The 13,961-nt window shown below is 45.2% G+C and carries 14 protein-coding genes and 1 pseudogene; 2 read left to right on the top strand and 13 right to left on the bottom strand.

Annotation, left to right across the window (positions count from 1 at the left end; genetic code table 11):
* The 12 genes and pseudogenes from IJ369_RS01645 to IJ369_RS01590 all read right to left on the bottom strand — a co-directional run.
* Nucleotides 1-433, bottom strand: a pseudogene (locus IJ369_RS01645) (hypothetical protein); the annotation flags it as partial.
* Nucleotides 426-1,811, bottom strand: a complete 1,386-nt coding sequence (locus IJ369_RS01640) for an FtsW/RodA/SpoVE family cell cycle protein (protein WP_290715237.1) — start codon at nt 1,809-1,811, stop codon at nt 426-428. The gene IJ369_RS01640 and the pseudogene IJ369_RS01645, both read right to left, overlap by 8 nt.
* Nucleotides 1,812-1,816: 5 nt before the next feature.
* Nucleotides 1,817-4,246 carry a DUF3656 domain-containing U32 family peptidase gene (locus IJ369_RS01635; protein ID WP_290715235.1) on the bottom strand — a complete coding sequence of 810 codons (2,430 nt, stop codon included), beginning with the start codon at nt 4,244-4,246 and terminating at the stop codon, nt 1,817-1,819.
* A 97-nt stretch (nt 4,247-4,343) separates the two neighbouring features.
* Nucleotides 4,344-4,748: a cell division protein ZapA gene (locus IJ369_RS01630; RefSeq protein WP_290715233.1), complete on the bottom strand. Its 405-nt coding sequence runs from the start codon at nt 4,746-4,748 to the stop codon at nt 4,344-4,346.
* Between the two features lie 155 nt (nt 4,749-4,903).
* Nucleotides 4,904-5,455 carry a 2-oxoacid:acceptor oxidoreductase family protein gene (locus tag IJ369_RS01625; protein ID WP_290715231.1) on the bottom strand — a complete coding sequence of 184 codons (552 nt, stop codon included), beginning with the start codon at nt 5,453-5,455 and terminating at the stop codon, nt 4,904-4,906.
* Nucleotide 5,456: 1 nt separating this feature from the next.
* On the bottom strand, nt 5,457-6,209 hold the full coding sequence (locus IJ369_RS01620; RefSeq protein WP_290715229.1) for a thiamine pyrophosphate-dependent enzyme: 753 nt from the start codon (nt 6,207-6,209) through the stop codon (nt 5,457-5,459).
* On the bottom strand, nt 6,209-7,267 hold the full coding sequence (gene vorB, locus IJ369_RS01615) for a 3-methyl-2-oxobutanoate dehydrogenase subunit VorB (protein WP_290715227.1): 1,059 nt from the start codon (nt 7,265-7,267) through the stop codon (nt 6,209-6,211). Before vorB ends, IJ369_RS01620 begins: the two co-directional genes overlap by 1 nt.
* A 20-nt stretch (nt 7,268-7,287) precedes the next feature.
* Nucleotides 7,288-7,503 carry a 4Fe-4S dicluster domain-containing protein gene (locus tag IJ369_RS01610; protein ID WP_290715225.1) on the bottom strand — a complete coding sequence of 72 codons (216 nt, stop codon included), beginning with the start codon at nt 7,501-7,503 and terminating at the stop codon, nt 7,288-7,290.
* A gap of 29 nt (nt 7,504-7,532) precedes the next feature.
* On the bottom strand, nt 7,533-8,213 hold the full coding sequence (locus tag IJ369_RS01605) for an ATP-binding protein (RefSeq protein ID WP_290715223.1): 681 nt from the start codon (nt 8,211-8,213) through the stop codon (nt 7,533-7,535).
* Nucleotides 8,214-8,703: 490 nt separating this feature from the next.
* Nucleotides 8,704-10,812 (bottom strand): glutamine synthetase III family protein, encoded by a 2,109-nt coding sequence (locus tag IJ369_RS01600; protein ID WP_290715221.1) that lies wholly within the window; start codon nt 10,810-10,812, stop codon nt 8,704-8,706.
* 283 nt (nt 10,813-11,095) lie between these two features.
* On the bottom strand, nt 11,096-11,287 hold the full coding sequence (locus IJ369_RS01595) for a DUF6514 family protein (protein WP_290715218.1): 192 nt from the start codon (nt 11,285-11,287) through the stop codon (nt 11,096-11,098).
* Nucleotides 11,254-11,439 (bottom strand): hypothetical protein, encoded by a 186-nt coding sequence (locus IJ369_RS01590; protein WP_290715215.1) that lies wholly within the window; start codon nt 11,437-11,439, stop codon nt 11,254-11,256. Before IJ369_RS01590 ends, IJ369_RS01595 begins: the two co-directional genes overlap by 34 nt.
* Before the next feature lie 274 nt (nt 11,440-11,713).
* On the opposite strand from IJ369_RS01590, the gene IJ369_RS01585 reads away from it, so the two are divergent.
* Nucleotides 11,714-12,376 carry a helix-turn-helix transcriptional regulator gene (locus IJ369_RS01585; RefSeq protein ID WP_290715212.1) on the top strand — a complete coding sequence of 221 codons (663 nt, stop codon included), beginning with the start codon at nt 11,714-11,716 and terminating at the stop codon, nt 12,374-12,376.
* A gap of 31 nt (nt 12,377-12,407) precedes the next feature.
* Here the strand turns inward: IJ369_RS01585 and IJ369_RS01580 are convergent, their stop codons facing one another.
* Nucleotides 12,408-13,253 (bottom strand): DegV family protein, encoded by an 846-nt coding sequence (locus IJ369_RS01580; RefSeq protein WP_290715210.1) that lies wholly within the window; start codon nt 13,251-13,253, stop codon nt 12,408-12,410.
* A 137-nt stretch (nt 13,254-13,390) separates the two neighbouring features.
* Between IJ369_RS01580 and IJ369_RS01575 the strand changes: the two genes are divergently transcribed.
* Nucleotides 13,391-13,951, top strand: a complete 561-nt coding sequence (locus tag IJ369_RS01575) for a TetR/AcrR family transcriptional regulator (RefSeq protein ID WP_290715208.1) — start codon at nt 13,391-13,393, stop codon at nt 13,949-13,951.
* Nucleotides 13,952-13,961: the final 10 nt, after the last annotated feature.

The raw sequence follows: 13,961 nt of genomic DNA, 5'->3' as shown, positions 1-13,961 counted from the left end.
TGCTTTGAATATCCATATCTACCGTAAGAGCAACACTGTTACCCTGCAATTCTGTTTTCTTTATAATACCACTGACACGCTGAAACAATTCATTATGCAGACGCATCAGTTCAAAGTTTTCCGCCGCTTCCACGCCAGTCTTGCCCACACTGCTGTAACCAGTGATGTGAGCCGCCATACGGGCACGTGGATATTCTCTGCTGTATGTGCCGTCATTCTGCAAAACACTGGTGGCGAGAACTTCGCCATCCCTGTCCAGAATGTCACCACGTTTGATGGTTTCATCTACATAACGCAGGCGGCTGTTATAGGCATTACCGGAAATCTCTGCTCTGTCTACGATAACCAGTTTCCCCAGATAGCCTAATAATAGGAAGAAACACAACGCCAAAAGCCAGAAGACGCGACGCATGCTTCGCTTCATATTACTCATGTCTGCCACCTCCCATCTGCAGTTCCGCCATTCTCTGCTGTTCCATTTCCTGCTGGGCATGCTGCTCACAATAAACACATACCCACTGCAGCAGTCCGATCATCATCAGACTGACCAGAACAGAGCTGCCGCCGTAGCTGACGAATGGCAAAGTCACACCTGTCAGAGGGATCAGCTTGATGACGCCGCCCAGGATAATGAAAGCTTGGAAGGAGATCATAGTCGTTACCCCTGCGGCAAGGATACTATAATAACGGCGGTTGCAGTCCAAAGCAATACGCACGCCGCGGTACAAGATCATAATAAAAATACCGATAACACCTGCACCAAAAATCACACCAAATTCCTCGCAGATCGCCGCGAAGATCATATCGCTTTCCACAACAGGAATACTCTTGGGCATACCTTTTGTCAGGCCGCTGCCGAACAGCCCCCACGTGGTAATGGCAAAGAGGGAGCTGACGATCTGATAGCCGCCCGCATCAATATCCGCCCAAGGGTTCTGCCATGCCGCCACACGAACCTGCACATGAGAGAACAGCTTATAGGCGCCCATCGCCGCCACGCTGGCGGCACCCATCCCCAGAAGGAACAAAAATTCATTGGATGTAGCGATATAGAGCATGACCATATAAGTCATAAAGAAGATCAGCGCACTGCCCAGGTCTTTCTGCAGCACCAGCAACAGCACCAAGCCTGCACTTAAAATGGCTGTCGTCAAAAACTGCTTCCACTCTACCCTTTTGCGGAACACGCTGGCCAGATAAAAGATAAACAGGAATTTAGCAATTTCCGAAGGCTGGAAGGTGATGGAACCGATGGCCAGCCAGTTGGTGGAGCCGCCCTTTGCAACACCGAAAAATCTGGTGGACAGCAGCAGTACATAACAACCGATGATATACGCCCATTCGAAGACCTCGAATCTTGGAATGAGCCGGAAGAAGGTTGGCAGGAAAGACATTCCCACCAAACCAATGCACATCCATAGCAGCTGTCTGTGGGCCAGACTAGGTTCTACCCGCTGCAAAACGATTAGGCTTAGGTCCATCAAAAACAGCATCCCTGTCCAAACCAGGGGGCAGCCTTCGTAATAGAACCTATCCAGAAGTTTCACTGCAAACAATATAAATAGGAAGGAAACCGCGCCGAAGATAAGTGTGGTGATATCAAACATGTAGGTTTCCCGATTATATCCAAGGATCAAAAATGCTGTCACGTGCATCAAAATAATGACCCGCCGCTGCATGGACACCGCTGTATAGGGGCTGCCCAAAAAGCCTCCCTGCTCATAGGCGATATAGACGATGCCCTGCCACAAAAACAGGACGATATAGAAGATGAACAGATATCTGCTCAGCATGATGATCAAATCAAACATTCAAATCACTCCACTCCGCGGAAGAAATGTCCTTTTGTACTGCCTTTTTCGCTCATTTCTCCCAAAAGGTTACGGGTCGCAGGGCTCATGCGTTCCGCATCCGCTGTCATTTCCCCATAAGCTTTCGCAATTCTTTCGGCTCTGCCGGGGCCTTCCTTTGTAAAGTCCAGACGAACCAGACCTGTGGTGCTCTCCAGGATTTCATCGTAGAATTTCAGCGTAAACAAAGGCTTGCCATTCAGGATGGTGCAGACGCAGCGTTCGCAGTCTGTCATCAGAGGGAATTTCACGCCTTTTCTGTCACGCAGGAAATACAGGTCTTCATTATTTCTTTCAGAACAATATTTATGGCCATCCTTGCCGCCGGCATAATTACCGATAGGGCACTGCTGTGTTTTCATCAGAGGCAGATAGCCGTAAACTACCATTTCGCAGTCCTTATCGCCCATCTGGTTGATTTCCTGCAGATTTGCTTCTACAGACAGGCAAACATTATCTGCGCCCTGTTCTTTCCAGTATTCCACTGTCTGGCGGTTCATGGCATTCAGGTTGTAGTCCACAACGATTTTTTTACCGCTGTTTTTCACCTGATCGAACTGCCCTGCAGAGCGAACCAGGAAACCATCGATATCACTGTTGATGAGATTGTCGATCATAGGCTGTTCCTGTTCCGCATTCCACTCTCTCGCCACTCTGGGCAGGGCTGCATACAATGTAACATCCTTCTTATGACATTTATCCACGATTTTTTCCAGATTCTTTTCCAGGTCTGCAGATGCTTCATAATATACTCTGCAGATGCCTTTTGCCTGCAGCACTGCATCCAGCTGACCCAGTGTCATAACGACCGCTGTCAGTTTTTTGCGCAGCTGCATGGGCTGTTTTTCCGCTTTTGCATAAACCGCATCGCCTTTTGCCTTACGTTTGGATTTTTTCAGGATAGCAGCCTCCAGTGCTTCGCAGGCCTCACGGCGCACACGGTTTACTTCGCTGACATTCACATAGATATATTTATCGATATCTGTCTGCAGGTCTTCCAAAACGAAAGGAGTCGCCCCCATTTTGCTGATGTTTTCGCGCAATTTCATGGGCAGCATTGGAGAACTGCCTGCAGGTTCCACCACTGCACCGCTGACAAATACGCTGTTGCCGCCATTATCCCACAGCTGCAGAGAAATGGGTTCGCCCTCTTTTACACGGAGCATGCCATAAATAGGCAGTTTTCTTGTATCCTTTTCGTAAGTCTTTTTCAGTTCATCGTTCAGCGCCTTGCCAAAGGTACGATAAACCACGTCGTTTTTATTGATATCCCCTTCCATGGTGATCGTGATAACTTCACCAGCCTTGGAATGTTTGGAAACATTTGTCCCAACATGGGGTTCTTCCTGTGTCCATATTTCCAGACCATCGCCGGGCACCAGTGGTTCTCTGGTACGGATGGTCACCTTTTTATGCTTGGGCAGATATTTATCAACGATACCTACCTTCAGCCCCCAGGGCTTAGGACGTTCGATACTCATCATATTTCTGCCCGCAAAGGAAGTATAATAGCCATCTGTGAAGCCGCCGCGGTTGAACAACTGATTCAGTGCTTTGATATCGGCTGATTCCACTTCGTAATTTTCAGGATCTTCGAAATATTTATCGATATATTTTCTATAAATACCAGTTACCCCTGCCACGTATTCAGGGCTCTTCATTCTGCCTTCAATCTTCAGGGAAGCGATACCTGCTTCGATCAGCTGAGGCAGGATATTGATGGTCATTACATCCTTTGGAGAAAGCAGATAGCCTTCTTCAATGTTTTCATATCCTTTATATAATGTATAAGGCAGACGGCATGTCTGGGCACAACGACCACGGTTACCGCTTCTGCCGCCAAGGATACTGCTCATGATACACTGACCGGAATAGCAAACGCAGAGCGCACCATGGACGAAAGTTTCGATTTCTGCATCCACGTTTTCTGTGATGTGTTTGATTTCTTCCACAGAAAGTTCACGGCTCAGAACAATTTTGTTAAAGCCCTGACTTTCCCAGTATTTTACGTCAGCAAGGGAATTACAAGTCATCTGTGTGCTGGCATGGAGAGGGAAATCGGGGAAGTGTTCCTTCACCAGTTTTGCTGCCCCTGCATCCTGCATGATAAGGGCATCCACGCCCATTTCATACAAATGTTTGATATATTCCACAAATCCTTTCAGTTCTTCCTCTTTATAAACAGTATTGACTGTTACGTATACCTTTACCCCTCTCAGGTGGCAGTAATCGCAGGCTTCTTCCAGTTCCTTCAAATCGAAATTACCTGCATACTGTCTGGCGCTGAACTGTTTGCCGCCCAGATAGACCGCGTCACAGCCACAATTTACCGCCGCTTTCAGGCTATCCATAGAGCCTGCGGGAGAAAGCAGTTCCGGTTTATTCATTACGGACATAGTAGTCTCCTTTCTTTTTTCAAACTATTATATTTAAACGAAAAGAGCAGATTTGACCGTTTTTTACGGCATTCCACTCTTTCCTATGTATTCTCGTTTATTTTTTTCCTCTTCTTGTTTTGGAAGAAGTCATCTGCAGCTGCACGCCACTGCCATTTTCCATGGCCAGCGTATATTCATCCAGTTTATTTTCCGCTTCATCTCTTGCTTTTTCTGCTTCTTCCAGCTTTGCAACCAGTTCTTCCACTCTGGCTGTCATGCCGATAAGTCTGCCTTCCAGTTCTGCGGTATAGGCTTTTTCCTTGAAATAATCATCTGCCACGTTGATGGAAGTCAGCACATAGGCAAGGCTGGAATCCAGCGTAACGGCAATGGCTTTTTCGCGCACCTCCGCCATTTTTTCATCGATATAAGATGCCACCTGACGCATATGTTCTTCAGATTCTTCGCCTACCAGTGTAAAGCTTTTTCCGTCGATGGAAATCTTCACTCTGTTTTTCATGTATTGCACTCCCCTTCATGGTTTTTCACGATTACATACTTATTTGTAAGTATACCACAAATGCAATTTATAAGAAATAGCGAAATCATTTTTTATATAGAAAAACCCTCCGGAGAGTTTCCTCCAGAGGGTTATGTAATGCATATGAATTTGGATTACAGATTTTTAGCAAAATTGTAGCCCAGTTCGAAAGCTTTTTTGTTGTCGGGGATGAATTTTGCTTTGCCGCCTTCGAATACATGTGCAAATGTATCGTCCATGCCTTCCAGTTTCACTGCGTTTGTAGCGTAAACTACAGCACCCAGCATAACCAGGTTAGCCAGTTTGGAACCGCCAAAGTTTTCCGCAGCGATTGTGTTAGCGGGAATAGCGTATACTTTAACGCCTTCTTTTACTTCGCCAGCTGTGCACAGGTCAGCATTGATAACCAGAGAGCCGCCTACTTTTACAACGTCAACGAATTTATCCAGGGAAGGCTGGTTCAGTGCTACGATGCAGTCAGCATCTTTTGTAACAACGGGAGAACCAACGTTTTCATCGGAAATGATAACGTTTACGTTAGCTGTACCGCCACGCATTTCGGGACCATAAGAAGGGCACCAGGATACTTCTTTGCCTTCCAGCATACCAGCGTATGCCATGATTTTACCCATCAGCAGAGAGCCCTGACCGCCGAAACCTGCAATGATAGAAGAAAATGTACTCATATTATTTGCCCTCCTCTACTGTAATATCTTTGAATACGCCCAGAGGATAGTAAGGAATCATTTTTTCTCTTACAAATTCCATAGCTTTCACAGGTGTTACACCCCAGTTTGTAGGGCATGTGGATACAACTTCTACAAATGTGAAGCCCAGACCCTGTTTCTGGATTTCGAATGCTTTTCTGATTGCTTTTTTCGCCTGTGTAACCTGAGCAGGTGTGGAAATGGATACTCTTTCGATGTATGCGGGACCTGTCAGAGAAGACAGCATTTCGGAAACACGGATAGGGTTACCGTTGATCTGAGGGTCACGGCCTTTCTGAGCTGTTGTAGCTTTCATGCCGGGCAGTGTTGTAGGAGCCATCTGGCCGCCTGTCATACCGTAGATACCGTTGTTGATAAAGATTGTTGTGATCTTTTCACCACGAGCTGCTGCATGGATGATTTCGCATGTACCGATGGAAGCCAGGTCACCATCGCCCTGGTATGTGAATACCAGCTGTTCGGGACGAACTCTCTTGATACCTGTTGCTGTTGCGGGAGCACGACCGTGTGCGGACTGGATCGCGTCGATATTGAAGTAGTTATTAGCGAATACGGAACAACCTACGGGAACTGCTACGATAGAGTTACCCAGTTCGCCCATTTCTTCCAGAACTTCTGCAACCAGTCTGTGTACGATACCGTGACCACAACCGGGACAATAATGCAATTTCGCGTCTGTTAAACCTTTTGTTTTTTCAAATACAACTGCCATTATTTGTCACCTCCCATGATTTCTTTACCAAATGCAACCACTTCATCTACAGTAGGAACGTTACCGCCTGTTCTGCCGTGGAATACAACTTTATTTTTATCGTTACATGCGTAAGCAACGTCCTGAACCATCTGACCCATGGACATTTCTACATCCAGGTACATTTTAACCTGTGCATCCCATTTGTCGAATGCTTTCTGAGGGAAAGGCCACAGTGTTTTAGGTCTGATCATACCTACTTTGTAACCTTCTGCTCTCAGGTAGCCGATTGCTGTTCTAACAACTCTGGAAGCTGTACCATAGGATACGAATGCATATTCAGCATCTTCCATCAGATAATCTTCCCAAGCTTCTTCATTAGCCAGGATCTGTTTGTATACTTCAAAGTGCTGGTGGTTCCAAGCTTCACATTCATCGGGTTCGATAACCAGGTTTTTAATGTTGCTTCTTTCAGCACCCCAGTGACCAACCAGAGCCCATTTCTTTTCAGGCAGGTTAGGTCTGGGAACGTAATTGAATTCTACGGGTTCCATCATCTGACCAATCAGACCGTCAGCCAGAACGATTACGGGAACACAGTACTGGTCAGCGATATCGAATGCTTCCATAACCATGTTAACAGCTTCCTGTACGGATGCGGGAGCCAGAACTACGTTGTGGTAGTCACCGTTGGAGCCGCCTTTTACTGTCATGTTATAGTCTGCCTGACCGGGCTGAATTGTACCCAGGCCCGGGCCGCCTCTCATCATATTGATGATGACTGCAGGCAGGCCAGCGTTTGTGATGTAGCCAATACCTTCCTGTTTCAGAGCGATACCAGGGGAAGAAGAGCTTGTCATAACTCTTGCGCCGGCTGCTGCTGCACCGTATACCATGTTGATCGCAGCAACTTCAGATTCAGCCTGAACGAATGTGCCGCCTACTTTAGGTAATTCATTGGATAAATATTCAGGTACTTCGGACTGAGGAGTGATGGGGTAGCCCATGAAAAATCTGCAACCTGCCTCAATAGCCGCTTTACCAACTGCTTCGTTGCCTTTCATTAAAACTTTTGCCATTGAAAATTCCTCCTCTCTAATTAGTCCAGTTTTTCAACTACGATCGCGCAGTCAGGGCACATTTTTGCACAGCTTGTGCATGCGATACAATCTTCGCTTACCATTTCTGCGGGATTGTAACCTGCGGGATTGATTTTTGTTGTGGACAGCGCGAGAACGTTTTTAGGACAAACGGAAACGCAAAGACCGCAACCCTTGCAGATTACTTCATTGATAGTTACTTTACCTTTTGCCATTCAAAATACACCTCCATAAATATTTGAATTTACATCCAGGTTTCTCTCATATTAAACTCCATAGGGAACAATTCCCCAGAAAGTCCTTCGGGTACGTCTTCTGTCAAAAGTTCTTTGACATAAGCAACGTATTTCACAGGAACCCCTGTGCGTTTTGTAACTTCCTTCAACACCTCATCCCCGTGGAGCAGACAGTCCACTGTCGTTTCTCTTACCAGGTTTGTGTTATTGACGAAGCCTGTCACTTTCAGCCCCGCAGCATATTCCAGAATTTCCATCTGTTCGATGATGCCCTCAGGTGTAGAGGTATTGGGGCGATATGCATTGACTACCATAAGGAAGTCTGTTTCGGAATGATCCAGAACAGGTTTGATCCTGCCCAGGACCAGCGTGCCAACGTCGTTGCCGCCAAGGTCGATCACATACTGATATTCCTTGTTGATAACAGGCATTGTCATTGCGCCGGAAACAGCAGGCACATCGGCAACCGCAGTATCCAGATTGGATGCAATCACCTGAATGCCCTTTTCTTCCAGTTCCGCTTTCTTTTCACGAGAACGGAAATAAACATTTACGATATCCAAATCGGCAATAGCGACCTTACCTTCCACGCTTTCACGCAGCTTTTTTACATAATTGACTGCAAACTCAGTCTTGCCGCTGCCGTAGTGACCTGTGATGATTCTTACTCTTTTGTCATCTGTTACCATGTTTTTCGCCTCCTAAAAGCTTCTTTCGTTCTTTTTCTCATACATCATATTTATGCATTTTTTATAAATCAAGTATGACAAAAAGGCTTTTATAGAAGATTTAAATAAAATAACGCTATATTCCTAAAAATTTTTATATATTTTTTTCAAAACCAATTCATCTTGTATGTACACATTATAACGCAACTTTTTTGCACTTGCAAGAAAATTAACATATTTTTTCTCTGGTATCCAAAAAAATACATAATTTCTGACATCAAAAATTTTAAAAATGTTGCTTATTTCGTAAGTTCTTTGTTAGAATGTTCTATTTTTTTCTCAAAAATCCCATCACTTTTACTTTATTTTGCCTTTTGTCATACAAATAAATCAAGTGCGTTCCGAAAGTCAAACAAGCTAAAACCACGAAAAAACCCCCGTTTCCGCCAAAATTCTTTTTGGAGAAACGAGGGTTTGTTATTTATTATTTCTATTTTGTCTTACAACATGATCAGATGTTGAACAACAATTCACCGTATGTAGGAAGAGGCCATGCCTTTTCATCCACCAGCATTTCCAGTCGATCCGCAGGTTCTCTCAATTCCTTCATAGTTTCGAATACATAATCACGATAGAAGATTGCTTGAGACTTACTGTCGCCCTTCAGCATACCGGCCTGCTCTGTCACCTCTGTCAAAAGTTTCAGTTTTTCATGAAACAGCTTCACATTCGCATTGATGTCGTTCAGCAGTTCTTCTTCTGCAGAAGCATCCACGCCAACCGCCTTCAGCGCTGCCACAGAGCGAGCAACTTCTCCGGCATATTTCACAACGGCAGGACGGATCTGCTTGGAAGCCATATCGATCATCGTCTTTGCTTCAATATTGATCTGTTTCACATAGGCTTCATATCTGATCTCCGCTCTGGACTGCAGCTCCAGTTTATTCAATACACCATGTCTACCGAACAGCTCTACCACCTTATCATCAAGGAAAGCATCTACTGCATCCACAGAATTTGTGATATTGGGCAGGCCTCTGTGTTCCGCTTCCTGGATCCATTCATCGGAATAGCCGTTGCCGTCGAAGATGATACGTTTGTGTTCCACATAGGTTCTGCGGATCAATTCATGAACAGCAATATGCAGATCTTCTGCCTGTTCCAACTCATCAGCAAATTCTCTCAGCACTTCTGCCACGATGGTATTCAAGGAAAAATTAGGGCCAGAAATGGAGCCTGAGGAAGGAGGCATACGGAATTCGAACTTATTCCCCGTAAAAGCAAAGGGAGAGGTTCTGTTTCTGTCTGTTGCATCCTTTTTTAGCGCAGGCAGCGTGTTTACGCCAACACGCATTCTGCCGCCCTGCAGGCTGCTGGTCGCTTCGCCGTGCTCGATCTGATCGAAAATATCCTGCAGCTGATCCCCAAGGAAGATGGAGATGATGGCAGGAGGTGCTTCCTGAGAGCCCAGACGATGGTCATTGCCGGGGCTGGAAGCAGACAATCTCAACAGTTCAGGGTACATATCCACGCCTTTGATGATGGCTGTAAGGAATACCAGGAACTGAGCATTTTCGTGAGGTGTTTTACCAGGATCCAGCAGATTCTGCCCGTCATCGGTACAAAGAGACCAATTGACGTGCTTGCCGCTGCCGTTCACACCAGCAAAAGGCTTTTCATGGAGCAGACATGTCAGATTATGATGACCGGCAATACGTTTCATGGCTTCCATGATCAACTGGTTATGGTCTGTCGCCTGGTTGCAGTCATCGAAGATAGGCGCCAGTTCGTGCTGTGCAGGCGCAACTTCATTGTGCTGTGTTTTCGCAGGCACACCCAGCTTCCACAGCTCCACGTTCAGTTCATGCATGAAGCAGGCAACTCTTTCCTTGATGCTGCCGAAATAGTGGTCGTCCATCTCCTGCCCTTTGGGAGGAGCTGCGCCAAATAATGTACGACCTGTGAAAATCAGGTCTTTTCTCTGTTTGTACAAGTCTTTATCGATCAGAAAATATTCCTGCTCTGCACCGCAGCTGACTGTAATCTTTTTCGCTCTATCGTTGCCAAACAGGCGCACGATTCGCATCGCCTGTCTGCTGACCGCTTCACAGGAGCGCAGCAGAGGTGTTTTCTTATCCAGCGCTTCCCCTGTGTAGGAATAGAAGGCTGTAGGGATATATAATGTAATGCCGGCAGCGTCTTCTCTCAGGAAGGCAGGAGAAGTGCAGTCCCATGCAGTATAGCCGCGAGCTTCGAATGTGGCACGCAGGCCGCCAGAAGGGAAAGAAGATGCGTCAGATTCGCCCTTGATCAGCTCCTTGCCGGAAAATTCCATGATCGCTTTGCCATTGGAAGGAGGTGCCAGGAAGGAATCGTGTTTTTCTGCTGTGATCCCTGTCATAGGCTGAAACCAGTGGGTATAATGGGTAGCACCCCGTTCAATGGCCCAGTCCTTCATGGCATTGGCAATGATATCCGCAATTTCGGAATTCAGCAATGCACCCCGCTCAATCGTATTTTTCAGTTCTTCATATACCTTTTTAGGGAGATGTTCCCGCATCATCGCGTCATTAAACACATTCATCCCGAAAATTTCGGGTACAGAAACCTTGTCGCTCATAGATTGCCCCTCTCTTTTGTTCTGATTGAAAATAATATCTTTTTATTTTTTCATCCTATTATAATGAAACATTTCTCGTTCATTTTTTTATTATATAAGCCGCAAAAGGCTTTTGCAATCATTTTGCCTTTGTCGATTTGGAGAAATCTTCCCCATTCTGCGATGATTTTTCACCAATTCATACAAAAATGATACCTAATCCGCCTGCAAAAAAACAATCTCCCCCCACAGCGTCTGCTACAAAAAAAGTCTCAGACTCTTTTAAGTCCAAGACTTCTTTGTATCAGCAAACAGTGAGGACAGCACTCTGTTCCTCTTCCAATTCTCTTTCACTGACAAAATCATCATATAATGCCGCCATATCCACGGGAAGTGCATTCCCTCTCCATAATCTGTCGATAAATTTTTCTACATCTTTCCTTTTTTCAGAAATACCATAGATCATATTGCTTTCGCAGAATCCTCTGTCATCCATTTTTCCACTTCTACGCCATAGACTTTGCCGCATTCGCCAGAATGGATCAGAAGGAAATATTTCAGAATCAATCCACTATGCTGCTCATCCTGTACCTTTTTTCGCAAATCATAGTTTTTCTCACTTGTCCCACCCTTTCGATGCTTTTTCATGCTTATCCATTTATATTATAGAAAACCTTTCATTCAAAACCATTAAATTCCCGTTAAGAAGGCCATAAACATTTGTTCTTAACGTCCCCTTAACGAGGACTTCACTTTTTCACCGAAAAACCGATGAATAGATGAAAAAATTTCATTCAAAGCACATAATTTCACTAAAAACAGCCCCATCCTCTTGCAAAAGCATTTGTCAATCATGTATAATATTGGAACTAGAGATAAAAACAGCTGTTATTACGGTGAATAACCTACATGGAGGTACACTATGGAAAATACGATCACCATTCTGACCGAAAAAGATAAAGCGATTTTGGAATCCTATATGAATGTTGCCGACGGTCTTGGAGATTTCTGGGGAGAAAATTGCGAAGTCGTTATCCATGATCTGTCCCGTCTGGATTCCTCCGTTGTAAAGATCATCAACGGACACCTTTCCGGCAGACAGGCAGGCGCGACCATTTCCGAAGTCACTCTGGCCTTCGTAAACAAAATGCTTGCAGACCCCTCATTCCGCTATGTGACCTATTTTGCCAAAGGCAAACGCGGGGAACCTTTCAAAGCAACCATTTCCGCTATCGAAGGGGAAAACGGAAGGGTCATCGGTCTGTTCTGCATGACCTTTTATCTGAATGCCTCTCTGCTTTCCCTGATGCAGAATTTCACACCCACAGCAAAGGGAGAAACAGATAACATTTCCGAAATTTTCGTAGATAACGCAGAAGAGCTGATGCTGAATGCACTGGAAGACGCAAAGAAAGCCGTTTACAGCAATCTGGCGATCTCTTCTTCCAATAAAAACAAAGAAATCATTGCTCTGTTGTATCAGAAAGGTATCTTTAATCTGAAGGATTCCGTTATCACCATCGCCAACCATCTTGGCATTTCCAAAAACACAGTTTATATGCACATCAGAAATATGAACAAATAAAAAGAACCCTTTCGGGTTCTTTTTATTTATATTAGTTCACCTCGTAGCCGCTCCTCATACCGTTTCTTTCCGCATAATAACTGCAAAGACCTCTTGTTTCCATGGATTTAAAAATAACATTGTCATATTTTGCAGATATCATTTCTTTGATCATTTCCACACCATCGGGATTCTGGCAATGGGAAATGATGACCTTGCCGCCATGATAGCCCTGCTGTTCCATTTCATCCAAAACTGTCTTGGCTGTTTTCTTTTTGCCTCTTGTTTTTGCGATAGGGCCGATTTCGCCAACTTCGCTGGCTCTGCCGACCACATTCAGCCCCAGGATGCCCGCTGCCATGCCTGCAATACGGGAAACACGACCATTTTTCACCAGATTTTCGATGCTGTACAGAACGAATACCAATCTGGTGTGGTTTTCACAATAATCATCCATCTGTTTGCATACTTCTTCAAAAGGAGTGCCTGCTTTCAGCAATTCATGGAGCTTCTCAACCAGCAGTGCCATTTCCATGCCTGCAGAAAGAGTATCCAGCACGTAGATCTTCTTTGTAGGGTCTTCCTCCTCCACCATATGCTTCGCCACCATAGCGCTGTTGTGGCTGCCAGAAAGGGTGCCTGTGATAGTCATTACGTAAGCTTCATCAGCTTCACGGAAATGTTCCGCCCATTCATCGGGGCTGGGGCAGGCAGAGCTTGTTTTGCCCTGATATGCATACATTTCTTCGATCATCTGCGCCACATCCAGGTTTTCATCATCGACAAATTCTTTGTCTCCCATCAGAATTTTCAGGGGCACTCTGTCATACATGATGCCTTCCCCAATGTTTTCGATACACATCAGGTCGCAGCCGGAATCAACAAGGATCTTTTTCATTTTTGAGCTCCTCCATGGTAATTTTTTGCATACGAAATAAAGTGGTTTTCATAACCACATAATATTGTATCATTCACAAATTTATGATACAATTTACAAAATGTCGTATTTTGTAACATCTCGCAGGAGGAATCCCCATGTATAAGAAAAAAAGTATAACCCTGCCCGATACTGCCGGCGTTTATCTGGCCCAGGCCCTGATAGATCTGATGGAAAAGAAGCCCCTGGAGGAGATCTCCATTACAGAGCTGACCAAAAAAGCTGGCGTTTCCCGCATGAGTTATTACCGCTCTTTTTCTTCCAAACAACATATTTTAGAAGAATACCTCCAGTCCATCGTGCGCCGTTTTCGCGCCGAAGGGGAGAAAGAAGGATATCTGGGTAAAGGACATGGTTACTACCAAATCCTGTATAGCTTCCAGTTTTTCCGACAGTACAGTAGATTTGCCCTCTGCCTCCATGATGCGAATCTGTCCTCCATCCTGCTGGATGGGCTGAATCGCTATATGGATGATTATTTTCTTCCCCCAAAGGCGGATTTTCTCAAGCGATGCAAGGCTTATGCCTTCGCCGGGGCGTTATATAATCTCTATATCCAATGGCTGATGGATGGCATGCAGCAAAGCGAGGAGACCATGGCGGAGATCGCATATCGGGTCCTTTCCCCCAACGGAAAGCTCCCTTCCAGAAAACAATAAAAAGGAACTG

This window comes from Anaerotignum sp., assembly GCF_017483025.1.
Classification (GTDB): domain Bacteria; phylum Bacillota; class Clostridia; order Lachnospirales; family Anaerotignaceae; genus Anaerotignum_A.
This window is presented reverse-complemented; position numbering and strand designations above follow the sequence as displayed.